Annotated in this window: 21 protein-coding genes; 13 read left to right on the forward strand and 8 right to left on the reverse strand. The window is 45.0% G+C overall.

All coding sequences use genetic code 11. The features are described from left to right. Positions 1-78: 78 nt before the first annotated feature. Complete coding sequence (yicI, locus tag MKY99_RS04395; protein WP_339268904.1) at positions 79-2,400, forward strand: alpha-xylosidase; 2,322 nt, start codon at positions 79-81, stop codon at positions 2,398-2,400. Between the two features lie 124 nt (positions 2,401-2,524). Further along, the gene (locus tag MKY99_RS04400) at positions 2,525-3,691 is read left to right on the forward strand and encodes a GDSL-type esterase/lipase family protein (protein ID WP_339268906.1); all 1,167 of its coding nucleotides are present in this window, start codon (positions 2,525-2,527) and stop codon (positions 3,689-3,691) included. 100 nt (positions 3,692-3,791) lie between these two features. Here MKY99_RS04400 and MKY99_RS04405 read toward each other — a convergent pair whose 3' ends face one another. Both MKY99_RS04405 and MKY99_RS04410 read right to left on the reverse strand, forming a co-directional pair. Continuing rightward, entirely contained in the window at positions 3,792-5,453 is a 1,662-nt protein-coding gene (locus MKY99_RS04405) for a helix-turn-helix domain-containing protein (RefSeq protein ID WP_339268908.1), read from the reverse strand. Beyond that, the gene (locus tag MKY99_RS04410; RefSeq protein WP_339268910.1) at positions 5,450-7,243 is read right to left on the reverse strand and encodes a histidine kinase; all 1,794 of its coding nucleotides are present in this window, start codon (positions 7,241-7,243) and stop codon (positions 5,450-5,452) included. Before MKY99_RS04410 ends, MKY99_RS04405 begins: the two co-directional genes overlap by 4 nt. A 163-nt stretch (positions 7,244-7,406) precedes the next feature. Here MKY99_RS04410 and MKY99_RS04415 point away from each other — a divergent pair, with 163 nt between their 5' ends. From MKY99_RS04415 to MKY99_RS04430, 4 genes are all read left to right on the forward strand, one after another. Next, positions 7,407-8,288, forward strand: a complete 882-nt coding sequence (locus MKY99_RS04415) for a sugar ABC transporter permease (protein ID WP_339268912.1) — start codon at positions 7,407-7,409, stop codon at positions 8,286-8,288. After that, complete coding sequence (locus tag MKY99_RS04420; protein ID WP_042185063.1) at positions 8,288-9,121, forward strand: carbohydrate ABC transporter permease; 834 nt, start codon at positions 8,288-8,290, stop codon at positions 9,119-9,121. Before MKY99_RS04415 ends, MKY99_RS04420 begins: the two co-directional genes overlap by 1 nt. Before the next feature lie 61 nt (positions 9,122-9,182). Continuing rightward, positions 9,183-10,484, forward strand: coding sequence for an ABC transporter substrate-binding protein (locus MKY99_RS04425; RefSeq protein WP_042185065.1), 1,302 nt, complete (start codon positions 9,183-9,185; stop codon positions 10,482-10,484). 126 nt (positions 10,485-10,610) lie between these two features. Then, positions 10,611-12,602 carry a beta-galactosidase gene (locus MKY99_RS04430; protein WP_339268914.1) on the forward strand — a complete coding sequence of 664 codons (1,992 nt, stop codon included), beginning with the start codon at positions 10,611-10,613 and terminating at the stop codon, positions 12,600-12,602. A gap of 666 nt (positions 12,603-13,268) precedes the next feature. Here the strand turns inward: MKY99_RS04430 and MKY99_RS04435 are convergent. Next, positions 13,269-14,102, reverse strand: a complete 834-nt coding sequence (locus MKY99_RS04435) for a helix-turn-helix domain-containing protein (protein ID WP_076283846.1) — start codon at positions 14,100-14,102, stop codon at positions 13,269-13,271. Between the two features lie 119 nt (positions 14,103-14,221). Here MKY99_RS04435 and MKY99_RS04440 point away from each other — a divergent pair, with 119 nt between their 5' ends. Then, entirely contained in the window at positions 14,222-16,252 is a 2,031-nt protein-coding gene (locus MKY99_RS04440; protein WP_076283847.1) for a beta-galactosidase, read from the forward strand. Between the two features lie 75 nt (positions 16,253-16,327). On the opposite strand, the gene MKY99_RS04445 is transcribed toward MKY99_RS04440, so the two are convergent. Then, positions 16,328-16,996: a hypothetical protein gene (locus MKY99_RS04445; protein WP_339268917.1), complete on the reverse strand. Its 669-nt coding sequence runs from the start codon at positions 16,994-16,996 to the stop codon at positions 16,328-16,330. Between the two features lie 176 nt (positions 16,997-17,172). On the opposite strand from MKY99_RS04445, the gene MKY99_RS04450 reads away from it, so the two are divergent. Next, positions 17,173-17,730, forward strand: coding sequence for a DUF1273 domain-containing protein (locus MKY99_RS04450; RefSeq protein WP_042185074.1), 558 nt, complete (start codon positions 17,173-17,175; stop codon positions 17,728-17,730). An 85-nt stretch (positions 17,731-17,815) separates the two neighbouring features. Here MKY99_RS04450 and MKY99_RS04455 read toward each other — a convergent pair whose 3' ends face one another. The 4 genes from MKY99_RS04455 to MKY99_RS04470 all read right to left on the reverse strand — a co-directional run bounded on the left by MKY99_RS04455 (position 17,816) and on the right by MKY99_RS04470 (position 22,183). Further along, entirely contained in the window at positions 17,816-19,273 is a 1,458-nt protein-coding gene (locus tag MKY99_RS04455; protein WP_076299108.1) for an amidase family protein, read from the reverse strand. A gap of 265 nt (positions 19,274-19,538) precedes the next feature. After that, the gene (locus MKY99_RS04460; protein WP_149646426.1) at positions 19,539-20,030 is read right to left on the reverse strand and encodes a hypothetical protein; all 492 of its coding nucleotides are present in this window, start codon (positions 20,028-20,030) and stop codon (positions 19,539-19,541) included. A 69-nt stretch (positions 20,031-20,099) separates the two neighbouring features. Beyond that, entirely contained in the window at positions 20,100-21,515 is a 1,416-nt protein-coding gene (locus MKY99_RS04465; protein ID WP_339268919.1) for an ATP-binding protein, read from the reverse strand. Beyond that, entirely contained in the window at positions 21,503-22,183 is a 681-nt protein-coding gene (locus MKY99_RS04470) for a response regulator transcription factor (RefSeq protein ID WP_339271498.1), read from the reverse strand. The genes MKY99_RS04465 and MKY99_RS04470 overlap by 13 nt, the downstream gene beginning before the upstream one ends. 149 nt (positions 22,184-22,332) lie before the next feature. Between MKY99_RS04470 and MKY99_RS04475 the strand changes: the two genes are divergently transcribed. The 5 genes from MKY99_RS04475 (at position 22,333) to MKY99_RS04495 (ending at position 25,406) form a co-directional block, all read left to right on the forward strand. Continuing rightward, entirely contained in the window at positions 22,333-23,046 is a 714-nt protein-coding gene (locus tag MKY99_RS04475; protein ID WP_339268921.1) for a YceI family protein, read from the forward strand. Between the two features lie 168 nt (positions 23,047-23,214). Then, complete coding sequence (mutT, locus tag MKY99_RS04480; protein ID WP_339268923.1) at positions 23,215-23,610, forward strand: 8-oxo-dGTP diphosphatase MutT; 396 nt, start codon at positions 23,215-23,217, stop codon at positions 23,608-23,610. A 37-nt stretch (positions 23,611-23,647) separates the two neighbouring features. Next, positions 23,648-23,974 carry a nucleoside triphosphate pyrophosphohydrolase gene (locus MKY99_RS04485; RefSeq protein ID WP_076299111.1) on the forward strand — a complete coding sequence of 109 codons (327 nt, stop codon included), beginning with the start codon at positions 23,648-23,650 and terminating at the stop codon, positions 23,972-23,974. A gap of 34 nt (positions 23,975-24,008) precedes the next feature. Beyond that, positions 24,009-24,362 carry a DUF1648 domain-containing protein gene (locus MKY99_RS04490; protein ID WP_339268925.1) on the forward strand — a complete coding sequence of 118 codons (354 nt, stop codon included), beginning with the start codon at positions 24,009-24,011 and terminating at the stop codon, positions 24,360-24,362. A gap of 51 nt (positions 24,363-24,413) precedes the next feature. Beyond that, the gene (locus MKY99_RS04495; protein WP_339271500.1) at positions 24,414-25,406 is read left to right on the forward strand and encodes a Gfo/Idh/MocA family oxidoreductase; all 993 of its coding nucleotides are present in this window, start codon (positions 24,414-24,416) and stop codon (positions 25,404-25,406) included. The last annotated feature ends 5 nt before the right edge of the window (positions 25,407-25,411 follow it).

Raw genomic sequence — 25,411 nt, forward strand, 5'->3', positions numbered from 1 at the left:
TATATAGTATTAGTTTTGTTTATTTTTTATCGGTATAATGCAACTATAAACACCAAATTGAAAGGTGGCAAGTACACAATGAAATTTACTGATGGTCTCTGGCTGGTGCGTGATGGTATCACGATTAACGGTGCAGTTCAAAATTATGTTGTAGAAAAGACTCCAGATGGATTAACAGCAATTACTCAAACAACTCCAATCACAGGGCGTTCAGCGACGCTGAATTCAACCCTGCTTACTGTAAAATTTCATTCCCCGCTTCCAGGTGTGGTAGGGGTTAAGATTATTCATCATGATGGCGTACAAGAACGCGGTCCAGTCTTCGAACTCACGAAAGGTACTGGAGATCACGTTAAGATTGAAGAAAACGATTCCGAGACTGTGCTGATCAGCGGCGGACTTCGTGTAGTGATTCGCAAAGGCCAACAATGGGCTGTGGATTTCTATCGTGGAGACGAGAGAATTACAGGCAGCGGTTTCAAGTCCATGGCTTATATCACGGATCAAGACGGCAACACGTATATGCGTGAAGAGCTGGATCTCGGTGTAGGTGAATTCGTTTACGGTTTGGGCGAGCGTTTTACCGCTTTTGTAAAGAATGGACAGACCGTAGATCTTTGGAACAAAGACGGTGGTACTAGCTCCGAGCAAGCTTATAAGAATGTTCCTTTCTATGTAAGCAGCAAAGGCTATGGCGTATTTGTTAACCACCCTGAGTTGGTTTCTTATGAGATCGCTTCGGAAAAAGTGAAAAAAGCGCAATTCAGCGTTGCTGGAGAAAGCTTAGAATACTTCGTGATTGATGGTCCTACCATCAAAGAAGTTATCAGCAACTACACATCACTTACTGGCAAACCTGCACTTCCTCCGGCTTGGACATTCGGCCTGTGGCTGACGACCTCTTTCACTACCGACTACGATGAAGCAACCGTAAACTCCTTCGTAGATGGTATGGCAGAGCGCGATCTACCGCTGAGCGTATTCCACTTCGATTGTTTCTGGATGCGTGAATTTCAATGGACCGATTTCCAGTGGGATGAGCGCGTATTCCCTGACCCAGTAGGCATGCTGAAACGACTGAAAGATAAAGGGCTGAAGATCTGCGTATGGATCAACTCTTATATCGGGCAACGTTCCCGCTTGTTTGAAGAAGGCAAGAAAAATGGTTATCTGCTCAAAAAACCTAACGGTGACGTTTATCAATGTGATTTGTGGCAAGCAGGTATGGCACTGGTGGACTTCACCAACCCTGCGGCTTGTGAATGGTATGCCGGCTACCTGCGTGATTTGGTAGATATGGGCGTAGATAGCTTCAAGACAGACTTCGGTGAGCGTATTCCTACAGATGTAGTTTACTTCGACGGATCTGATCCGATGAAAATGCACAACTACTACACTCAATTGTATAACAAGGTTGTATTTGAAGTGCTAGAAGAGAAGCTTGGTAAAAATGAAGCGGCATTGTTCGCACGTTCTGCAACTGCCGGTGGCCAACAGTTCCCAGTTCACTGGGGCGGTGACTGCTACGCAGATTATGAATCCATGGCAGAGAGCCTTCGCGGTGGATTGTCTCTAGGATTATCTGGTTTCGGTTTCTGGAGTCATGATATCGGTGGCTTTGAGAACACGGCTCCGGCACATGTATTTAAACGCTGGTTGGCGTTTGGACTATTGTCCAGTCACAGCCGTTTGCATGGTAGCACTTCGTACCGTGTGCCTTGGGCTTATGATGATGAAGCTTGTGATGTTACCCGTTTCTTCACCAAACTCAAATGTAGCTTGATGCCTTATCTGTATGATGTAGCAGGACAGGCTCATGAACATGGCTGGGCTTCTATGCGGGCTATGGTTATGGAATTCCCGGAAGATCCTACTTGCGAAGTGTTGGATCGTCAATACATGCTAGGTGAATCCTTGCTTGTAGCCCCAATCTTCCAAGAAAACGGCGAGGCGAAGTACTATTTGCCGGCTGGTCGCTGGACTCACTTGCTTACTGGTGAAACCGTACAAGGTGGATCATGGCGCAAAGAGAAATATGATTTCTTTAGCCTGCCACTATTCGTTCGCCAGAATTCCTTGCTGACAATCGGCAGTGTGGATAACAAACCGGATTACGACTATGCGAATGGCGTTAAATTCGGCTTATATTCACTTGAAGATGGCACTACGACTTCTGCAACCGTTCGTGATCTCAAAGGTGCTCCTGAATTGACTGTGAAGGCTGACCGTAAAGGCAGTACGGTAACAGTTACTGCGGAAGGTAGCGGTAAAGAATTCTCGCTTTCACTTAAAGATCTGGGAGCTATCGCTTCTGTAGAAGGTGCAGAGCAAGTAGATGAAACTACAGTAAAAGTAAACGCAGGTGCAAAAACCGTATCGTTTACGATTACATTGAAATAAGATTGTTTCTTAAAGCATATTGATATAGCCATTACCTCTCTTGTAAACTGGGTGGACGATCTGTTCCCTTGGTTTATTGGAGAGGTTTTAGTGTTACAATCTTACTGAATAACGGGGGAACGTTATGGATACTAATTTAACAAAGGGAAGTGGAGTATTGAACCAGACGGAATATACCTCAGCAACGGTTCTTTCAACTGCAGCGAATTTTATAATGAATAGGCAAGAACCATTTACGCATACCTTCCGGACTTATATTCGTTTAAGGGAAAATGGTACGTTGAAGTTAAAGTTCTGGCATAGCAACGCGGTGGATTCTACATGGGATCAAGGGCAAGAAGCTGTAGGCAGTGAACCTGGAGGCGACTGGGTTATCGAGACAGCTTATATCGCTGACGGAGAAACAGAACCAGACGGAACAATAGCTGAGAATACACAGCATGCGCTTACCTTTGAGGGCAAAGCCTCAAAAACCGTTGCGGCTGGCGAATGTTTCTGGAGTGATGAGACAAGCATTGTTCTGCCGGAGGGTCATTACTTGGCGTTTACGTGGACGATTAAGACACTCACTGCAGGTAAATCGATTCCTTTCAATGTTGAAGGGATGCTGGTTTCAGCTTATGACGCGCCTGGAAATCTTGCCGCACAACAATCAGCGGATGGTTTTACAGCGTCTGATAATCTTTTGGTACTGCCAAGCTTCATTGGGTATAAGAAATCTGTTACCAAGAAACTAGTATTCTTGGGGGATTCGATTACTCAAGGTGTGCGGACATTAAAGGATGAGTACGAATATTGGGTCGCGAGAATTGCGGATGGCCTTGGCACGGATATTGGTGTATGGAATCTTGGCTCTGGCTGGGCTAGAGCTTATGATGTCGCCGCGGATGGTCCATGGCTAAACAAAACTAAGCAAAGTGATGAAGTGATGATCGTACTCGGAGTAAATGATATTGATATTGGCTGCCGTTCGGCGGACGAGCTTCTTGGTGACTTGCAGACCATTATTTCTAAGATCAAGGGGGCAAATGCTGAAGCTAATATTATTCTAAGTACGGTGCCACCGTTCAATTTTCAGGGTGAAAGAGAAGAAACTTGGCGCAAGGTGAATCGTGAGATTTTGTCTAATCCGCCTATAGGTGTGAGCCGGGTGTTTGATATAGCAAGCCTATTGTCATTGCCTGCACCAGACGATCACCGGATCAGACCAGAGTTTATGAGTGGAACAGACGACCCGCATCCGAACGGCATAGCCGGTAAGACGGTCGCGGACGCCTTTTTAAAAATATAAGAAAATATAAGTTTCACGCTATACATTATCTTTATATTTCTGCGAGAAAACGGTTGTCTTCCATAAAGGAGACAACCGTTTTCTCGTAGCGTGGTATTAATTAAATTTTAAACTGGTTTCGATAGTCCTTGGGTGATACACCAACCTGTTTCTTGAATACCTTGCTAAAATACTTCACATCATGAAACCCCACCATTTCGGAAATTTGCGACAGCTTTAGACGAGGGTTCTGCATAAGCAATTTAGCTTTATCTATCCGGACGTTAACGATGAAATCGGAGAAATTAATGCCGTATTCCTGTTTGAACCGGCGTGAAATATATTCGCGGCTAACAAAGAACTTTCCGGCAATCTCCTGCAAGGATAGATCAGAGGCATAATTAAGTTCGATATATTTCACGATATCATGCATAGGATTGCTTTCTTTAGCTTGTTTAGCGGCTATCACTTCTGATATTCGCTCCATCAGATCAAATGACCAGTCACGCCAAGCAAATAAGGAGAACGAGTAACCATTCGTATAAGGAGCTGGGTGAAGCTGGTCGGCCTGTTCTAACTCGGCTAGTGCGCTATCGGCATCAGGGCCTAACGTTTCCCGTACCAACTGGGAACGAAATAAGAGTGCATCATTCTTCCACGAGTTTAGAATCTCCGGTGTAACAATTCCGCATCGGCTAAGCTCGTCCACCCAGTGCTGTGCTGCCGCGGACAATACATCAGAGCTTCCGCTGATGACCGCCATTTTCCAATCTTCCTTCACATGTGCGAAGATCGTCGGCGATGCATGTCCTTGAATTTCTGTCTTTGCGTTTTCATTGCGCTCTTTAAACTCTTCGGAGGAAGTAGAAAAATGGCAGTAATCCTCATGAATTAATAAATTTCTACGCTGTAAGGCCTCAGCCACCTCTGCACGCTGATAAGATAATTGCTTAGGCAGGCTGCCGATGCAGCTAATTCCGAAATGCATTCGGACCTGCAATGTAGAGTAGATCCCCTGATTAATTCTCCCTATAAGCTCAACAACAGACGTTTGGATATCCCATAGAATGATGGCAATCTCCGAAGGGCCTCCCCAGTAACGAAAAGCCACACCCTTACGCTGACCTTGCAAAAATTCATTACAAATATTGACGATAGCGTAGTTCAGGAGACCGGTGTCTCCTCCAAAACGGTTAAGTAGGAGATTATTTCCTGTATCTGTCTGCACCAGTATTAGGCGTGAAGAGAGGACGTTGTCCGGGATAATGCCATCGCTTCGCAACCTCCGAAGAGATAATTCCGAGTTGATCGGATCATCGATTAGCGCGGATAGCAGTTTTTCTCCGTAGATGGGCTTGAACTCATTAAGCTGAATGTTCTGCTTCTGTCGTTCTCTACGGTCAGCTTCCTCTGAACGCCAAGCAGTCACTGCCTTAGCGATTGCTACATTGATTGCCTCCGCTTCAATGGGCTTAAGGATATAATCAATTCCACCATGACGAACAGTCTGGCGCACGAACTCGAAATCATTATGTCCGCTGACCACAATGAATTTGATGTTGCCGGCAAATTCGTTAACCCATGTCATTAATTCTACGCCATTACCGGATTCCATCATCATGTCCATAATGACCAAGGCTGGTTTCGCTTGCCGAATGATCTCAATAGCTTCATTTCCGTTTCCGGCTTCCAGAATTTCATTGATTTGATGTGCGTCCCAGTCGACAAGAAGTCTAACAGCTTTTCTAACTCTCGCCTCGTCATCAACAATTAACGCCTTCATATCGTCTCACGCTCCGCTATAATGTCTATTTCCAGTCTTACAACCACTCCACCTGCTCGGAGGTTGTCCACCGTCAAGATGGCGCTATCTCCGCATACGAGCTTGAGCCGAGCCAGAACGTTCGGCAGACCAATACCAGATCCTGTAGCTTCCTTGTCTTGCTCTGTATTTCTTAATAAATCTATATCTGTTCTAGTGGAATGTTGAAGCTTCTGCCGCAAAAGATCCAGTTTCGCTGAAGGGATAGCATTTCCATTGTTTTGAATACAGATTTCCATTCGCTTGTCGCCCAATTTGGCCGCGGTGATCTCAACAAATCCGTCTGAGCGGGAATGGTTAAAACCGTGTTTGAAATAGTTTTCTACAATAGGCTGCAGAATCATCTTAGGCATAAATGTCTCTAAAAGAACTTCCTCCATATCGTAACGGAAACTGAATTTATTTTCAAAACGTTCCTTCTGTAGTTCGATGTAAGCTTTGACATGATCCAGTTCATCCTTAACCGTGACAACCTTCTCCTCATTGTACATGCTGTAGCGCATCATTTTCGCTAGTGCAGAAAGAAGAGAGTAGATTTGGGGTACTTTAAGTTCCAAGGCAAGCGTACCGATGATCTGCAAGGTGTTGTTAAGGAAATGCGGATTGATTTGCGCTTGCAAAGCCCGCAATTCATTCGTTTTATTAGTTAATTCCAGCTTGTATTCTCTTAGGATCAGATTGTTGATCGTATCCATCATACTGCGGAACCGTTCTGTAACGACACCGATCTCGTCTTTGCCCATGGGACGGATATCGATATCAAGCTTCCCGGTCTGGACCTGATTCATATAGCGGGTCAACTGCTTAATCGGGGCGGTGATTCGAAAAGAGATTAGGATCGTTAGCGTTGTAATTGTAATCAGCAGCAGGACCATCAGTGCTATATTGATCGTTGCCGCCTCATTGGCTTCTCGGAAAAGATAAGATACGGGAATCTGCTTCACCAGCGTCCAATTTAACCCTGGACCTTCGATATTCTGGTAAATAAACATAGCTTTATCCTCTTCAAAGTATCCTTGTGAGCTTTGCTTGTCCCTGATATTCGTATCGTACCAAGCTGCATTCAGTTTCTTGCCGAATTCTTCACTATTGTCCCCGTAGACAATGTTTCCGTTGCCATCCAGCAGCCAGATTTTCTCCTGCTTCTGATCATATAACTGACTGATGATGTCGGTTAGAGCCGTTAGCTTGACATCAATCGACAGGTAGCCAAGCGCTTTTGTGGTAGGGACTCTTTCGATTCTTCTGTGTAAGGTAAACACTGGCTCCGGTATAAATTGCGGGATCGGTGCCGTTAGGCCGTAGCTATGACTTAAATGCGTACTCTGTAAGGATACCGCAGAATCGGTAGTGATCTTGGAATCAGGATAAGGTGGAACACCCTGCCAACGTTTCGGTGTATTTTGGGTGAGCAGAGTGGCTTTGCTGTCCTTGACACCGTATAAATAGACCTGAGATATGTCAGGCATAGATGATGAAATGTAATTCAGAGAAGAATAAATTCGTGCATTTGCTAGCATATCCTCGTATCCAGCTTCGAGAGATCTGTAGAATTCTGAATCTGAATAGACGATAAGGGAGAGTCGATTGATTTCCTGAATCAGACTTTCAATGTTTCTAGTACCTTGAAAGAGAAGGTTCGTATTCTCATCTACTGCTCTTGTTCTTAAGGATTGAGTACTAAAGTGGTAGCTTATAAACATCGTGGCCATAATACAAATTAGTGTTGGGAGTAGGATGAAAACGATCATTTTTGTGCGAATCGTGTTCCATTTCATCGAAATTTGTCACATCCGATCAATATTTTACACCTGAAAGATCACTTCCGTAGGTGTGAGGTGCGCTCAAAAAAACAGATAATATGTGTATAAAGCATAAACAAGTAAGTGAGCAAAAGAAAGGGGGGGACAATAAATGCGCGGCACTAAGTTGTCCCAGTTAGGTCAACAGGTATTCTTCGTTGGTCCTGCAGTTTTGTTTTTTATCTTAATAACGATTATCCCATTTATCATGGGGATGTATTACTCCTTCACAGACTGGAACGGTGTATCCGGTAATGTAAGTTGGGTAGGATTTCAAAACTTCACCACTATATTTACGAATGACCCCGACTTCTGGTCTTCCTTTTGGTTTACCGTAAGATTTACTGTGTTAGGTGTAATTTTGACTAATGTGGTAGGGTTTTTCCTAGCTTATCTGTTAACGAAACCATTAAAGACACGTAACATGCTTCGGACGATCTTCTTTATGCCGAACGTTATTGGGGGATTGTTGCTCGGGTTCATCTGGCAATTTATCTTCATCAAAGGGTTCGCAACAATGGGAGAACTCACAGGTTGGTCGTTCTTTAATCTTCCTTGGCTGGGTGATGCAACAACCGGCTTCTGGGCGATTGTAATGGTTTTTGTTTGGCAGTCTTCCGGTTATCTAATGGTTATCTACATCGCTTCTCTCAGTAACGTATCGAAAGAAGTCCTGGAAGCGGCTGATATTGATGGTGCCTCCCGTTGGCAGGTACTACGCAGCATTGTAGTTCCGTTGATTATGCCGGCTGTAACCATTGGTTTGTTCTTGGCCATTTCTTGGTCCTTCAAAATGTTTGACCTTAACCTTTCCTTGACGAAAGGCGGACCGTTCAAATCTACAGAATCAGTTGCTATGAATATTTACAATGAAGCCTTCCTGAACAATCGTTACGGTCTGGGTACTGCTAAAGCGCTGCTGTTCTTCGTTATCGTGGCGATTATCACTCTGATTCAAGTCCGTATTACGAAGAGCAAGGAGGTAGAAGCTTAATGAACGCCAAGACAAAAAGCAGATGGAATATCGGCGTGGAAGTGTTGATGATTCTTCTGGCCCTGCTCTTCCTGTCTCCATTTTATTTCTTGCTAGCAAACTCAGTGAAATCGTTCGGTGAAATTCTGAGTGATGCTGCAAGCTGGCCACAGACATTTATGTGGTCGAACTATACAAGTGCTTGGAAATTGGCACGTTTCGGTGAAGCTTTCCGAAATTCGGTTATCATAACTGTTATCAGTGTTATTCTAATCTCTCTGTTTAGTGCGATGGCTTCTTATCGTATGGTTCGGGCGAATACGAAATTTAATCAGTTTTTGTTACTGTTGTTCGTAGCCGCAATGGTTGTTCCGTTTCAAACGATCATGATTCCAATCTTGAAAGTTGTAAATGTAATGGGAGTAAACAACTCCTTCCTGGGTTTGATTATCACGAATCTAGGGATCAGTGTTCCAATGGCAATCTTTCTATTCCACGGCTTTATCAAGTCCGTTCCGCTTGAAATTGAAGAGGCGGCTACAGTTGATGGATGTAATCCAATTACCGTATTCTTCCGCATAGTACTTCCTTTGCTGAAGCCAATGGTAATGACAACGATCGTGCTTAATGCACTTGGGATATGGAATGACTATCTGCTGCCTTCCTTGATTCTTCAGGCACCAGAACTTCGGACCATTCCGCTGGCGACCTTCTCCTTCTTTGGTCAATACACCAAACAATGGGATATGGCGCTTCCGGCTCTCGTAATCGGGATTGCTCCAATTATCATTTTCTATCTGTTCATGCAGCGTTACATTGTTGAGGGAATAGCGGCTGGCTCGGTGAAAGGTTAACACCGAGCCCTCCGTTCCAAATATTTCATAAGTAGTCCACTATCTTAAGGGGGAAAATATAATGAATAAGAAACGCTCGGCAGTTGCACTTTCGGCAGTAATGGCGATGAGTTTAGCATTAACAGCATGCGGTGGAGGCAATAACGCTTCTAGTAACTCACAAAATGGAAGCGCTGGCACAGATAAAGGTGAAGTAAAGACGGTTAAGATCTTTCAATTCAAAACTGAAATCGTTGAAGGTCTTAATGAGCTTAAGGTTGAATTTGAAAAAGAACACCCTAACATCAAGCTGGATATTCAAACCGTTGGTGGTGGTGCCGATTACGCTGCAGCACTGAAGACTAAGTTTGCTTCCGGCGACGCGCCTGACATTTTCTCAAATGGCGGATATGCTGAAATGGAGCTTTGGGGAGATAAGATGGAAGATCTGTCCGATCAACCTTGGGTGAAAGATCTGATTCCTATGGCAGCAGAGCCAATGACTAAAGACGGTAAAGTGTACGGTATGCCAATGAACCTTGAAGGAATTGGTTTTGTATATAACAAAGACCTGTTCGAAAAAGCAGGCATCACTGAAACTCCTAAAACATTGTCACAACTAGAAGATGCAGCTAAGAAATTGCAAGCGATTGGCGTAACTCCTTTTGGTAATGCGTATCAAGAATGGTGGCTCCTTGGTAACCAAGGGATCAGCGTAGCATTCGCTCAACAAGATGATGTAAATGGCTTCATTAAGAGCTTGAATGACGGTACGGGTACAATCGTAGGTAACAAAGTGTTTGAAGATTGGAGCAACTTGCTCAACTTGACTTTGAAATACGGACAAAAAAATCCGTTGACTACAGATGCTAACACTCACTTGGCTATGTTTGCTAAAGGTGAAACTGCAATGATGCAAGAAGGTAACTGGGCACAAACCCTTGTTGATAACATTACACCTGACATGAACATCGGTATGTTCCCTATGCCAATCAATGAAGATGCTGCAAAGAATGACAAAATGACTGTAGGTATTCCTGCAAACCTTGTTATCAACAAAGATTCCGGATCTAAAGAAGAAGCTAAAACATTCTTGAACTGGTTGGTAACTTCAGATATGGGTAAAGAGTACATCGTTAAAAAATGGAAATTCATCCCTGCGTTGTCCACCATCGAAGCAACTCCTGAAGATATCGGTAAGCTTGGATCTGACGTATGGAACTATGTAAAAGAAGACAAAGTGTATGGTTTGCAATCCTCTAAATTCCCTGACGGTGTAACTCAAGAATTTGCTAGTGTGATTCAACAGATGATCGCTGGCAAGGTTGATGTGAATGGCTGGATGACAGGCATGCAAGCAGCTTGGGACAAGCTTAAGAAATAAGTGAAGCTCGTTCATAAGATTAAAATGGACTAGTGGTTAACAAAGGCGTTCTCCGTATACCTCATCATTATGAGACGGGGAGCGCCTTTTATTTTGGTGATAACAAGATAGGGGGAGAGGACGCCGGTGAAACGATATGATCTTATTCAGATAGGTGTGGACTATTACCCGGAGCATTGGGAAGAATCCATGTGGGAACCAGATATCAAATTAATGAAGGAAACAGGTGTCAAGGTAGTTCGAGTCGCCGAGTTTGCATGGAGCCGGTTAGAGATAGCGGAGGGCAATTACCAGTTCGGTTGGCTGGACCGCGCGCTGGATCTTTTTCATAAGTATGGATTACAGGTTGTGATTGGTACGCCCACAGCTACACCTCCTAGATGGTTAACTACGAAATTTCCGGACGTTTTGCCGCTATTTGCGAAGGGAGAGACCTTTCATCCGGGGGTACGCGGACACCGCTGCTATAATAGTACATCTTTGCGCGAATACGGAAGTCGTATCACGCAGCGACTTGCGGAGCACTATAGTAAACACCCGGCCGTTATTGGTTGGCAGACTGATAATGAATTCGGGATGTTAGATTGTCATTGTGATGCTTGTAATATAGCGTTTCGCAATTGGGTGAAAGCCAAATATGGCAGCCTTGATCGGGTGAATGCAGAGTGGGGAACGGTTGTGTGGAGTGGAGAATATAGCGATTGGAATGAGCTTACTGTTCCACTGGGTGGATCACCACATCAGAATCCATCATTCCTGCTAGATTATCAGCGGTTTCAGTGGGATTCGGTGGTAGCATTCCAGAAGACCCAAATTGATATTTTGCGGTCTGTTTGTCCGCAGCATTTTATCACTCATAACTTTCATAGCTATCCGCAGCGTCTGGATATGTACGCAGTCGGTGCTGATCTGGATGTCGCTGCATTTGACTATTATCCGAATACTTCGCCAACCAAGCAAGCGACAACACCATATAGCGGAGCACTTTCACTAGATGTAACCCGTGGTATTAAACGTCAAAACTTCTGGATCATGGAGCAGCTAAGTGGTTCACCAGGTTGTTGGATGCCGATGTGGAGAACGCCGTATCCTGGGATGATTCGTGCTTATGCGTGGCAGACGATAGCCAGAGGTGCGGATACCGTCGTTCATTTCCGCTGGCGTAGTGCAGTCGCGGGAGCAGAGCAATTCTGGCACGGACTGATTGATCACAGCAATGTCCCAGGACGCAGGTTTGCGGAGTTCACTCAGCTATGCCATGAGGTTAATACACTCGGGGAGAAGCTGACTGGAACGACGCTAAAGAATGAAGTAGCTATACTCCATTCTCATGAAGAAAAAGCAGCGCTGGATATTCAGCCTCAGGCTGAAGGATTCGATTATTATGAGAATATTAAACAGATACACCGTGCGGTGACGAAGCTCGGTATGGGTTGCGATGTTATCGATCTTAGACAATCGCTGGATGGTTATAAAGTAGTGATTGCTCCGAATTTATATTTGCTGGATGAGGAGATCGTACGTAGTTTGGAGGATTTTGCACTAGCTGGCGGAACTTTGCTTATTACCAATCGAAGTGGCGTGAAAACTACAAATAACATCGCAGTCATGCAGCCACTACCGGGGCTACTGAGCAATTGCACAGGGGTTGAAGTGCTGGAGTATGATCCAATAGGTGCTGAAACCCATAAGGTCGTTGATGCTGAGGGGAACCAATATGAATGCACGCAGTGGTGCGACATCCTGAGACCTGTTGTGGCATGGCCGATTGCATGGTATGGCGATGATTTCTATAGTGGAACTCCGGCTGTAACCGTCAATGCTTTTGGAAAAGGTCAGGTTTATTACTTTGGGACTCATATGGAAGAGAGATTCTGGTCAGTTTTATTGGAGCGCCTTTCCAAACAGCAGGGGCTGTTTAGATTTGAGGGTTTGCCGGATGGAGTACAGGCCTCTGTGCGCTCGGGAGATCAAGGAAGCTTCTTATTCTTGCTTAATTTGAGCCGGGAGTCTGTGACGATCCCGTTGCCGCAGGAGTATAACAGTCTGCTGAACCACTCGATTTGTTCAGGAGAGCTGCAGCTTGAGCCGTATGGTGTGGATATTCTGGAGATGTAGGGATTCTAAGTAACCGATGATGGGAAGGGCATTCATATCTCCTTCGGCGTATGATCGAATCCTTGTGAATGTGATTGTGATTGTGATTGCACTCTGTGCAATAGAATTCCTTTTTGGGTGGGGGGATTTGAGATCTGTTGCAGATTGTGCAATCAGATTGGTGGGAAACGTCCATTTTGATGGGTTTCACCAGATTCTAATGCACGAAGTGCAATAGAATGCTCGAAATGAGATGGAAAAGGGCATTCTAATGTATGAAGTGCAATAGAATACACTTTTTGGCGGGGATTGTAGCTGTCGAGACAAGTCAGTTGGTACGATGCGGAATAGCTGAACTGGAAGGAACGGAGAGTTGGTTTGATACAGAATAGCTGCACTTTCTACACTTATTTTATGCTCTCGGCCTATGAAATGGATTTAGTTGTATTTAGTGCAGCTATAATGCGAAGTATCGCGGTTCACAGCCAAATGCTGAGAATATAACTGCACAGAATACACTTATATGGATATTTTGTGCTGAACAGGCTGATTTAAGTGTACAAAATGCAGTTACTCTGACACACATGCCCATACTAATGAGATCTACACAGCGATGAGCTCTATCATACGAAACCTTATGTAATATTTCACTACGCAGGAGGCGATTAAGCTGTACACCTTAGAGTATTAGTGAAGTCGTCTAAACTGCTCCGGTGTAGTCCCCGACTGCTTGCGAAAGGTGGCAACATAATGGCTAACATCACGGAAGCCTACTCTCTGCGAGATGATTTTTACAGTAAGATCCGGCTGGCTTACGAGCATTTCTTTGCTTTTACGGATACGTAGCCGTACGAAATAGGCATAAGGAGATAGCCCAAAGGTTTGTATGAATAGATTGTTGAGATATCGCCCTGAGACGCCAAGCTGATCGGCTAGATCGTTAAGTCCGAGATCAGGATCACCATAATGGCTGTCCATCCATTTCAGTAGCGGCTGCAGCTTATCCACATTGCGGGATATCGTTGTATTGTTATGCAGTTGCCCATATTTGCTTAAAGTAAGCAGAAAGCGATAAGCATCAGTGGAGGCAGTCAGACCAAACATGTCCTGTGAGGCATCATACTGATCAAGTATTTCTCTTAGCAGCTTGGAGAGAGGCGCCTCTTTTTCCCAGCGGTAAAAAGAATTCATATTCATCCCCAGCGTCTCCAAAATAGACCCTGCAGAGCTGCCTCCGAACGTTAAATAAGAGGTGCTCCAGTTAGCAGCCGAAGCTTCATAGCGATGTGGAGTATAGGGGAGGAGTAATACACCACTGCCTGCGGGAAGGGAGAAGCTTTTATTCTCAAAATGAATCACCCCTTCACCAGACGCCGTTTGGAGCCAATGATAGGTTTCGTAGCCATCTAAGCGGGATACTTTTTCCTGTTGATGATTGTGACCGATACTGTCTAATGTAATAGGTAGATCCTGTCCACCCTCATGGGGGAACACAATTCTACGATGCACGATTCCCTTCAATGACTCCATCTCCTCTTAGTTCCATATTCTTATATGCTGGGAAGATTATTTTATATTTATAGCGTAAGGTTAACCGATTACAATATATATATAATTATACTATAAAGGATGTGCGAAGTGTGATTAACGATAAATTACCTAAGATTTGGTACGGTGGAGATTACAATCCAGAGCAATGGGATGCGCCTGTATGGGCAGAGGATGAGCGTATGTTTAAGCTGGCAGGAATTGATGTTGCCACAATTAATGTGTTTTCCTGGGCGCTGATCCAACCTTCCGAAGACACTTATGATTTCTCATCACTAGATGAATTAATGGATAGACTATATAAAAATGGTACTTACGTATGTCTGGCAACAGGTACAGGAGCGCACCCAGCTTGGATGGCTCATCGTTATCCTGAAGTTACTCGTGTTGATGTGAAGGGCAGAAAACGCAAGTTCGGTGGACGTCATAACTCGAATCCAAACAGTCCGGTTTACCGCAAGTTTGCAGCGAAGCTGGCAGGAAAGCTGGCTGAACGTTATAAGGATCATCCGGCGCTTGTAGCTTGGCACGTTTCGAATGAGTTCAGTAATTATGATTATTCTGATTTATCTGAAGCGGCGTTCCGTGTCTGGTTGAAGGATCGTTATGGTTCTCTGGATGCATTAAACAAAGCGTGGAATACACGTTTTTGGGGACATACGTTTTATGATTGGGAAGAAATTGTACTGCCTAGTGAGCTGAGTGAAGAATGGGATGGCAACCGCACCAACTTCCAAGGCATTTCATTAGACTTCCGTAGATTTATGTCTCATAGCTTGCTGGAATGCTACAAAATTGAGAGCGATGCGATTAAGGAGCACAGTCCTAACGTACCTGTTACCACTAACTTGATGGGCTTTTATGATGAATTGGACTATTTTGAGTGGGCTAAACATATGGACGTCATTTCTTGGGACAACTATCCTTCGCTGGATACACCGGTCAGCTTCACAGCCATGGCGCATGATCTCATGCGTGGATTGAAGAATGGACAACCGTTCATGCTGATGGAGCAAACGCCAAGCCAGCAGAACTGGCAGCCCTATAACTCTTTGAAACGTCCAGGGGTTATGCGCTTGTGGAGTTATCAGGCTGTTGCGCGTGGTGCAGACACTGTTCTGTTCTTCCAACTGCGTCGTTCAATTGGTGCATGTGAGAAGTATCATGGAGCTGTTATTGAGCATGTGGGGCATGAGCATACGCGTGTATTCCGTGAATGCGCTGAGCTAGGTAAAGAGCTGGGACAGCTTGGAGATCAGCTATTGGATGCGCGGAGTGCAGCTAAAGTAGGGATTATTTATGACTGGGAAAACCGCTGGGCCATCAACCTTTCAAGCGGACCATCCGTAGCTTTGGATTATGTGAATGAGATTCATAAATATTATGATGCACTCTACCAACAAAATATCGAAGCCGATATGATCGGTGTAGAAGAGAATCTGTTCAAATATGAGATTGTAATCGCACCTGTGATGTATATGGTTAAGCCGGGTTTTGCTGAGAAGGTTGAAGCTTTTGTAAAAGCAGGCGGTACATTCATTACGACTTATTTCAGTGGGATTGTTAATGAGAACGACCTCGTAACCGTAGGTGGCTACCCTGGGGAACTGCGCAACGTACTAGGGATCTGGGCTGAGGAAATTGATGCACTGCTGCCAGGGATGAGTAATGAGATTGTGATGGACAAAGCGTGGGGTAATTTGAGTGGTTCTTACAAATGTGATCTGCTCTGCGATCTGATTCATGCCGAAGGTGCTGAGGTTTTGGCAGAGTACGGATCTGATTTCTATAAAGGAATGCCAGCCTTGACTGTGAATAACTTTGGTGAAGGTAAAGCGTATTACGTGGCTACCAGCCCAGAAGCGGGATTCTTGAAAGGATTCTTAGCCAATCTGTGTGCCGACAAGAACATTCAGCCGCTAGTAACTGCACCGGAAGGTATCGAATCTGTGCAACGTGTGAAGGAAGGTGTATCCTACCTATTCTTGCTGAACCACACCACTGGTGATTTGAGTGCGGATATTGGTGCTACTGAGCGTACGGATCTTCTGACTGGCAATAAAGTTAGCGGTTCTGCTGTTGTGCCAGCCCGTGGAGTATTGATTTTGTCGGATAAGAACTAATTCGTAGTATATATAAAAAGATCTCCGGGGAACCAGCTTGTCCCCGGAGATCTTTTTTTGTGGTGCAGCATTTCATTAGCTGCTGCTGCTCGCGCTGTCATCTGGAGTAGCTCCACCCGGATTGCCATTACTTAATGTAATGCTCTCCGCCACGGTGGAATCTGATTTAAGTGTGTATTGGATAATATCATCAGCCTTCAGTTCTGCTAAGGTGATCGCATTTTCTTGACGCGTGCCATTGTCGAAGGTAACCGCTACGATTTTAGTATCCGCATCAATCGTAATGTCTGTGGTTTCATCGGAGAAGCTTTGCTGCATTCTACCTCCCTGTGGCCCACCGCCTTGTCCTCCGCCACCTTCCGGCATTTCCCCTTGTGGCATCCCACCCTCGGGCGCAGCGCCATGTCCTGTACTTTGATCGCCATCAGGTCTTTCCGGTGGGGTACCGCCTTGACTGTTCTGCCCGTCACCTTCTCCAGCACCTTGTCGGGGCATAGACATGTCCGATTTATAGATGGTAAGGGTAGTATCGCTTACACTCTTAATCTTACCGTAATTCATGGACATATTAGGTCCGCCATTCTGTTGATCGCCGTTTGCTTGTGGTTGTTTGGCTGCTGAACCCCTGTCTGCTTGGTTATTTGCAGCAGTTGCTCCTTCAGCCTCCGAATTCGCGCTGCAGCCAGCCAATAATAGAGAAGCGAGTAGGGCTCCAGATATTAGAATAGGGACGAACTTTCTCATTTTTTATTCCTCCTTAGTAGGTTAAAGATAGATTAGGAGAAATATAACAAACAGTTCTGAAAGTTTGCTTAATTTCTACTGAGAGTTTGCCTAAAGAAATGAAATATGCAAATGTTATATAATGAACAAATATGTAGACTTAAAGGATAAGCTAACGACCAGGAAAGAGGCAGCACATGAAGACTTTACTAGTAACGGGGTATCGTGCGCACGAGCTCGGTATTTTTGACAATAAGCATCTAGGGATTCCTTATATCAAAAAGGCACTAGCTAACCGATTAAAACCTTTGATCGAAGAAGGCGTGGAATGGGTGATTACGCCCGGCCAGTATGGTGTGGATCTGTGGGCATGCGAAGTGGTGAGCGAACTTAAGCTGCAATATCCGGACTTAAAGCTTGGGATCATTACAGCGCATACTGGACAGGAAGAGAAATGGAAAGAAGAAAAGCAGAACGAGTATCGGCGTATTATTGCGGGTGCGGATTTCTTCGGGGCGGTCAGTAATGCTCCTTATGACGGTAGCTGGCAGTTTCGGGCTAGAGACGATTTGTTGTTCCGCAAAAGTGACGGAATATTGCTCTTTTATGATGAGGATGCGGCGGAGGGGAGTCCGAAGTTTTTTAAAGAGCGGGCGCTGAAGCTGCATGCTGAAGGAGAGTATGAGTTGTTTCTAATTCACTCTGATGAAATTCAGAATATTGCCGATGAAGAGAATCAACGTGACTATGAGTAATTATATGTAGATTTTGGAAAAGTAATGGCCCGTAAACAGTGAATGAGACCATCACCGTTTACGGGCTTTTTGATATAAGAAGTGATCAGATAAAACTCTTTAGCGATGGTGCTTTTCGCACCTTGTAGTTTTGTTCATAAGCATAGGCGAGCTTGATGAGTGTAGGCTCCTGATAAGCTTTCGCTGAGAAAGTTACACCGAAGGGGGCGCCGGCTGATGTATAACCGGAAGGCACAACGATGGACGGATATCCTGCTCTGGAGGTAATTCTGGCGCCGAAATCGGCGGGGAACAGCAGGGCATCCAGATTGTGCTCCTTCATGGTGGCGTCGATGCCTTCTTCCTTACATAGTTTTAGGTCAGTCGCACGGTGCAGCAAATACTTTGGTTCGGTTTGTGTGCCGGAAGAGGTATATTCCGCATCTATTAACGTAGCTTGACCATATCTCAAAGTCTCCACAGGATGTGCATGATTAAAATCAATAATATCCTTCAACGTTCGCATCGGTGCCCCAGGGCCCAAACGAGATAAATAAGCGTTCAAAGCTGTTTTGAATTCATTCAATACCACAGAAGAATAACTAATTTCCCGGGCGGTCTTAATATCCGCAGGATCAATAATAGTAGCTCCAAGCTCTTTCATTCTATCTACAGAAGCATTGAACAGTGCAAGTTGTTCTTCTGTCAGCTCCTCGAAATAATAATCACGCGGGATACCTATTCGAGCGCCTTGCAAGCCATTCTGGTCTAGGAATACAGTGTAATCCTTGTGGATTCTACCTATATTCGTTCCCATTGCTGCATCTTGAGTATCATTGCCGAGCATAGCGTTTAGCAGCAGAACGGCATCACGAACGGTTCTGGCCATAGGGCCAGCAGTATCTTGTGTATTGGATAGCGGAAGGATTCCCGAACGGCTGAGCAGTCCAACGGTTGGCTTAATGCCAATAATGGAGCCCAAGTTGCCAGGGTTAAGGATCGATCCCGAGGTTTCTGTGCCGACAGAGACTGTACAAAAGTTACAAGCGACAGCTACCGCGGAACCAGCACTGGAGCCACCTGTTGGTGTAGATATATTGTAGGGGTTAAGGACCTGCCCGCCGCGGGAGCTGTATCCGGAGGGCATGCCGGTTGTCATAAAATTGGCGAATTCGGTCATATTGGCTTTACCCATAATGATTGCTCCGGCTTCACGCAGTTTGGTAACTATAAACGCATCTTCCCCGGCAAAAGAATTCGCCAAAGCCAGCGAGCCCGCGCTAGTATGCATTTTATCCCCGGTATTGATGTTATCCTTCAATAACACAGGTATGCCGTGCAGGGGTCCCCGGGAGCCTTTGATCGTACGTTCAACATCTAGAGATTCTGCGATAAATAATGCATCAGGATTGATCTCCAGCACAGAGTTAATCGTCAGGCCATTTTTGTCATGATCAGCTATGCGTTCATAATACATGAGAACTAGTTGTTTTGACGTAAGTTCTCCGGCTTCTAATGCAGCTTGGATCTCCGGTATAGTGGCTTCTACGATTTCAAAACTCATGTGCGTTCACGCTTCTTTCCCTTAGGATATAGCTTCCCCTTCATCTAACCATAATTTGGGTTTTAGTGGTAGTATTCTTTTTATACTACAAATTATTGAATGATGGTCTCGGTAGTTAGAGGGGATATTAATGTTTTTTATTAGCGAAGTTTTGGGTAGAGCTTGCAAGCGCGCAACTGAAAAAAGGTGTCCAAATGGCCAAAATAAATGGCTGTTAGGACACCTCTTTTTATTTTTTTCTGATAGGAGTTATTATTACCCCTGCTTACTCCTGTGCTGTAAATCCCTCTTCTGCTAAATATTCTTTAGCTTCCTCAAGGGTCTCAAAGGCCATTTCTAGATTAAGGTCGGCATAGACATACCATAAATCATCCTCAAGCTTTAGAGTCAGTGTATGGCCCTCATCATTAGTCCAGAGTGAGTCGGCGGCTGCCGCAGCCTTTTTCTTTCTTTTGCTGGCTACAGGGGCGTCTGGAATGTAAATAGAAAGTGAGGTGATGGAGGCATCCAACAGACTCCGCAGCTCGGATTCCGAGTAGTCGCGAATGTTCACAAAGCCCTTATCATCTGCCTCATAGCCCCGCAATAAGCCTGCGAACACATAACCATTCCCATTAGGATGCAGATGGTAAGCAACGGTTTTCTTATCATGCTGGCTTTCCTCGTAGTGATAGTTCACGCGCCCAAGGGATACGTTTTTACGTTCCAGTTGGGGGTAAGAGTCGAGAATCGCTAATTTTTGTTCAAAAGTAAGCATATACAGCCTCCGGTTTTCGGTGTGATTGTGCACATGATTATACCATGACGATGGCCCGCAGACTATTTTTTAGTGATCAAGCGGCAGAGACAGCACGAAGGTACAGCCTTCCTGGGAGTGCTTCTCAAGCACGAGGCTTCCGTTCATAGATTCGGCCAAAAGACGGCTGAAGGTGAGACCGAGTCCCAGACCACGTAGTGTGCTCTGTTTGTCGCTACCTCGGAAAAAAGCCTCGAAGACGTGTTCACTATGATTCGATGAGATGCCCAGCCCATTATCCTGAACACGAATCTCCGCCATGCCATGACCTTGCTGTTCAAGCAACTCTACTGTAAGCTGCACCATTCGGTCTGGGGCTTTGGCTTGTACACTGTTATTAAGTAAATTGACGATGATTTGTTGGATACGTAGCGGGTCCCCACACAAAAATAAGGGAGTTCTTGGCATATGGAGCATAGGCTCCGCAACTTCATCCGCTTGTGTCAGCTTCCATTGATACACGATTTCTGATAACAGTGGCACGGCATCCAGTCGATCGTGACGGACAGAGACGATTCCTGCAGTCAGTGCGTTGTAATCCAGAAGATCGGCAACCATCCGTTGCAATCGTCCAGCTTCCTGCAAAGCAATATCTAGAAATTCCACAGCTTCATCGTCTTCGACAACCCCTTCACGAACGGCATGGATTAGGCCTTTAATAGAGGTTACTGGTGTCTTTAGTTCATGGGATACACCGGCTAACATAACCGCACGGGACTGCTCAAATTGTTGTAACTTGCCTGCCATCTCTTCAAAAGACAACATCAGTTCATGGATTTCTCGTTCTTTAGCGTCCTTATCCAGAACGATATCATAACGGCCATGACTGATTTGAGCGGCTGCTTTGGCTACTTTCTGGATCGGTTTTGCCAGTTTACGAGACAAGAGGTAAATGGTTAGCCAACTTAATATGATTAGAAATAGCAACAGGGTGGAGAAAAAAATGATCTCCTCCTGAGGGATATGCCTCAGTGATTTCTTGGATTGAAGGACAATCACCTGTCCAAGCGTTTTGTCATCCGATTGTATGGACGCTACTGCAGCTTTGAACTCCGGGCTGCGAGAGTCGTTAAGACTATCATTAAGTTTATGCCTCATCTCATCTTCAGTTAGTGGTGGCATAGAGAACAGCATCTGATTTTGCTGATCCGTAATGATTACACACATTTCTACGGTTAACTTGAAGAATCGTTTTCGGTCTTCAATGAGCATTCCAAGATTTTGGCTGATCTCTATTGAACCCTCACGATTTACGCTCCGGTCGGCAATCTCCTGTGCTAATAATCCAGTAGTCTGCATCCGGTTACTCATAGCTTCTTGTTGGATCCACCAGAACGTCGTTAGTGCAGTTAGCAGGAGGCCAACACTAATGATGAGCAGGTAACGAATCGTCCAATAGGAGAGAATCGAAGTGCGTTTGGGGCTGCTTTTCTTTAGGTTGTCCATAATTGATATCCTGTCCCTCTCAGGGTACGGATTTCCCCCTCATCTACTGGCCAATGCGACAGCGCTTGGCGAAGTCTTTTGATAGACAAGTCCACGGCCCGGTCACTTCCTTCGTAATCCATCTCCCAGACATGTTCTATTAATTGCTCGCGAGTACATATTTGATTAGGTCTTTCAGCCAGAAATAACATGACCGACATATCGCGTGGACTAAGACTCATCTCAACCCCGTTTAAAAAGACAGCTCGTGCAGTAAAGTCGATAAACAAACTGCCATAATGCCGTTTGCGGCTACCATCGGACCACTGCGAAGGACGGCGTAACACAGCATTCACGCGTGCCACCACTTCCTCAGGAATAAAGGGCTTAGACATATAATCATCCGCACCACCGTCGAGACCGGCTAGTCGGTCATTGATCCCGTCCCTTGCGGTGAGCATGATCACGGGACAGCTGCTTTTTTCACGGATCAGCTTTAGCAGTTCAAAGCCGTCCATGTTTGGCAGCATGATGTCGAGTAATACTAATGAGGGAGGTGTTATAGCAAAAGACTCCAGCGCAGCACGTCCGTCGGCTACACGGGTGACATGGAAGCCTGCTTTTTTCAGATAGGCACTGAGGACCCTGGAGATAGCTTCCTCATCTTCAACAATTAGAATGGATCTCATCATGTGGTGGTCCTCCAATCTATAAAATTACGACAAGTTTAACACATCATAGCTCGCTCTGCTCTGACTTCTTCCCGACTTATTGCTTTGTTAGAATGAGGGACGAGCTTGAAAATATACAGAATATTTTGAATATTGGAGGGAACAGGATGAAGAGAAAAAGAATAGCCTTGATCGCTGCCGGAGTCATTATCGTAGGAGTAGTCACAGGTTATACATTGCTGGATAAATCGCTGGGCAATAATGTACAGATCGAGTCCGTGATTCCAGGGCAAGCCACAACAGCCGGTAATGGAGAAAGCACGACTAACACTGGAGCACCAGTAGGTATGGCGGTCACAGCCGACCAATTAAACGGTGATTGGACGGTTACGGATGCTTCTAAAGTATATTGGTCAGTAACCACCTCTAAAGAAACAGTAAACTTCGTGGATAACAAAGTTCAAGGTACCTGGAAAGTTAATATAGAAGATTCTACTTCGATGGTTGGAGAAGGGTCAGTAGATATGAGCGATCTGGACTCTGGTAATGGTCAAAGAGATGAGCATGTAAAAGGGGAAGACTTTCTAGCCGTTACGGAATTTCCACAATCTACGTTTGTCGTTAAATCATTCTCGGAGCTGCCAACGGAATGGACCGAAGGAGCCACTGTGCCGGTTGAAATGCAAGGAACGCTTACAGTGAAGGGTGTAGAAAAGGATGTTACCTTCCAGTCTCAAGCAGCGTACAGTGGTGGACAGCTGATGCTGTCGGGTACAACAACAGTGGCTTTTTCTGATTTTGGCTTAAGCAATCCACACACGGTTGTGCTGGATACGGAGAACAATCTTGAGGTTCGATTAGAGCTTGTGCTGAAGAAATAGCAGCAGTCTTTCCTTAAGGAAGATGTTGCTGTAAATTTATAGAGAAACTGTACGGAAGAGACTTTCCCGGGCCTAATAGCTTTTGGGAGAGTCTCTTTGGTTTGGAATGAAATGTATGTTTTAATAGAAGTATCTGTCAAATAAAAAGCAATAAAGGAGGTGTTCCTTGTGATCCAGGTGGCGGCAGCGATTATAAATAATGAAGAAGGACAGATTCTTATTGCTCGGCGCAGGCAAGGTAAATCTCAGGCAGGTCTGTGGGAATTTCCTGGCGGCAAAATAGAGCAGGATGAAAGCATCGCAGATTGTCTGCAAAGAGAGCTTCAGGAGGAGATGGGGATAACAATCCTTCCCTATGAAAGCTTTGGCGTGAACGAGCACAACTATGGAAGTGTCGAGATCAGATTGTTTGCTTGGAAAGCCCGATATCTGGGAGGTGTAATTGAACTTGTCGATCACGATGAATATAGGTGGGTGTTTCCAACTGCACTCGGTCAGTTCACTTTTGCCCCTGCAGATATTCCTTTTGTAGTACGGCTAATGGTGGGGTCAGATCAAGTGTGAAGGCAGTCCGAACATCAAGTAGAAAGGAAGAACTTAAGTGCCCGTATATGAAAAGCTAGTGCGTGATGGAATCCCTAACCTGATAGCTTCTCAAGGTAAAGACTTTAAAACAAGAATATTAGAGTCCAAAGAATACATAACTGAACTACGTAAAAAATTGAAAGAAGAGTCGGAGGAGTATTTTCGGGCAGTGAGTAATGAAGAAGCTCTAGAGGAGCTTGCCGACATGCTGGAAGTAATTCAAGCGCTGGCGGAGACCCATGGAAGTAATAGCGCAGAGCTGGAGGAGCTTCGTGCGGAGAAAGCTGAAAGTCGTGGTGGATTTAAGGAACGGATATTTTTAATTGAAGTGGAAGGAGAATAACTAGAGATTATTGTTCCGTATAAGGAGGTTATTAATGTTGTCCAAAACCAAACTGATGATGATCTTAAGCGGTGTGGTAGCCTTAATTCCTGTAGCTATTTATTTATTCCTATATTCCAAAATGCCTGATAGGGTCCCGATCCATTACGATGGGAACATGGCTGATAGATTTGTAAGTAAGTCTAGTCTGGAGGTTATTTTGCAAAGCGGGCTTGGATGTTTGGGATTAATAATTATGAAACTCCTGCAGTTCCTTTTGCAAAAAGCGTTTATTCAGAGTTCTAACGAGCATTCAGCGGCTTTGAGCAGGATCTGGAATATTGCTATTTTGGTGGTGACGGTGGTGTTTGCTGGCATCAGTTCCTATACATTTATTAGAATGGTCTGATAGAATTAAAAGAGACTTAGCAGAAGGATTAGGAGGAACATGCATATGAAAATGGATAACGCTTACAAGGTAAGATGGGGAATTCTCAGTACAGGCTGGATTGCCCATCAGTTTGTTACTGATTTAGCTCACGCCAGAAATGGCGTGGCATATGCCGTGGGTTCGCGTTCACAGGAAAGTGCAGATAAATTCGCGAGGGATCATGGAGTACCACATGCTTATGCTACTTATGAGGAATTGGTAAATGACCCGAATATAGACGCGGTATATATTGGAACGCCACATCCTTTTCACAAAGAAAATGCATTATTGGCGCTACGTGCAGGCAAAGCTGTCCTATGTGAGAAGCCTTTTACCGTGAATAGCGGAGAATTGGAAGAAGTGGTGGCCTACGCTAGAGATCATAAGCTGTTCCTGATGGAGGCCATGTGGAGTCGTTACATCCCGGCGATTGTGAAGGTTAGAGAATGGATCGCCGAGGGTAGAATCGGTGAAGTTCGCTTGGTGAAGGCAGACTTAGGATTTCGCACCGACTGGAATCCGGAAAGCAGATTGCTGAATCCGAAGCTGGGCGGAGGTGCGCTGCTGGATGTTGGGATTTATCCGGTTTCTTTTGCCTCGATGGTGTTTGGACCTCATCCTGAATCTATCTCCAGTACGGTGCATATTGGTGAGACTGGAGTGGACGAGCATTTCTCCATGCTGCTGAATTATGGCAATGGAAAAACCGCTTCGTTGAACGGTGGTATTCGTCTTAATACGCTGGAGGAAGCGCATGTGTTTGGAACAGAGGGCCGTATAATTGTTGAAGGGACATTAGTGAACCCGAAATCTGCTTCGCTTTATATAGGGGATGAGAAGGTAGAGAGCTTTGTGGATGATCGAGCTTCTATTGGATATTGTTTTGAAGCAGAGGAAGTAGGACGTTGTCTACAAGCAGGGCTAACAGAAAGCCCAGTTATGTCACTGGATGAATCGTTAGCGATTCTGAAACTGCTGGATCAAATACGTGCGCAGTGGGGTCTTAAGTATCCTGGAGAGTAAATTTT

It is taken from the genome of Paenibacillus sp. FSL R5-0470, from assembly GCF_037975205.1.
Lineage (GTDB): Bacteria > Bacillota > Bacilli > Paenibacillales > Paenibacillaceae > Paenibacillus_AQ.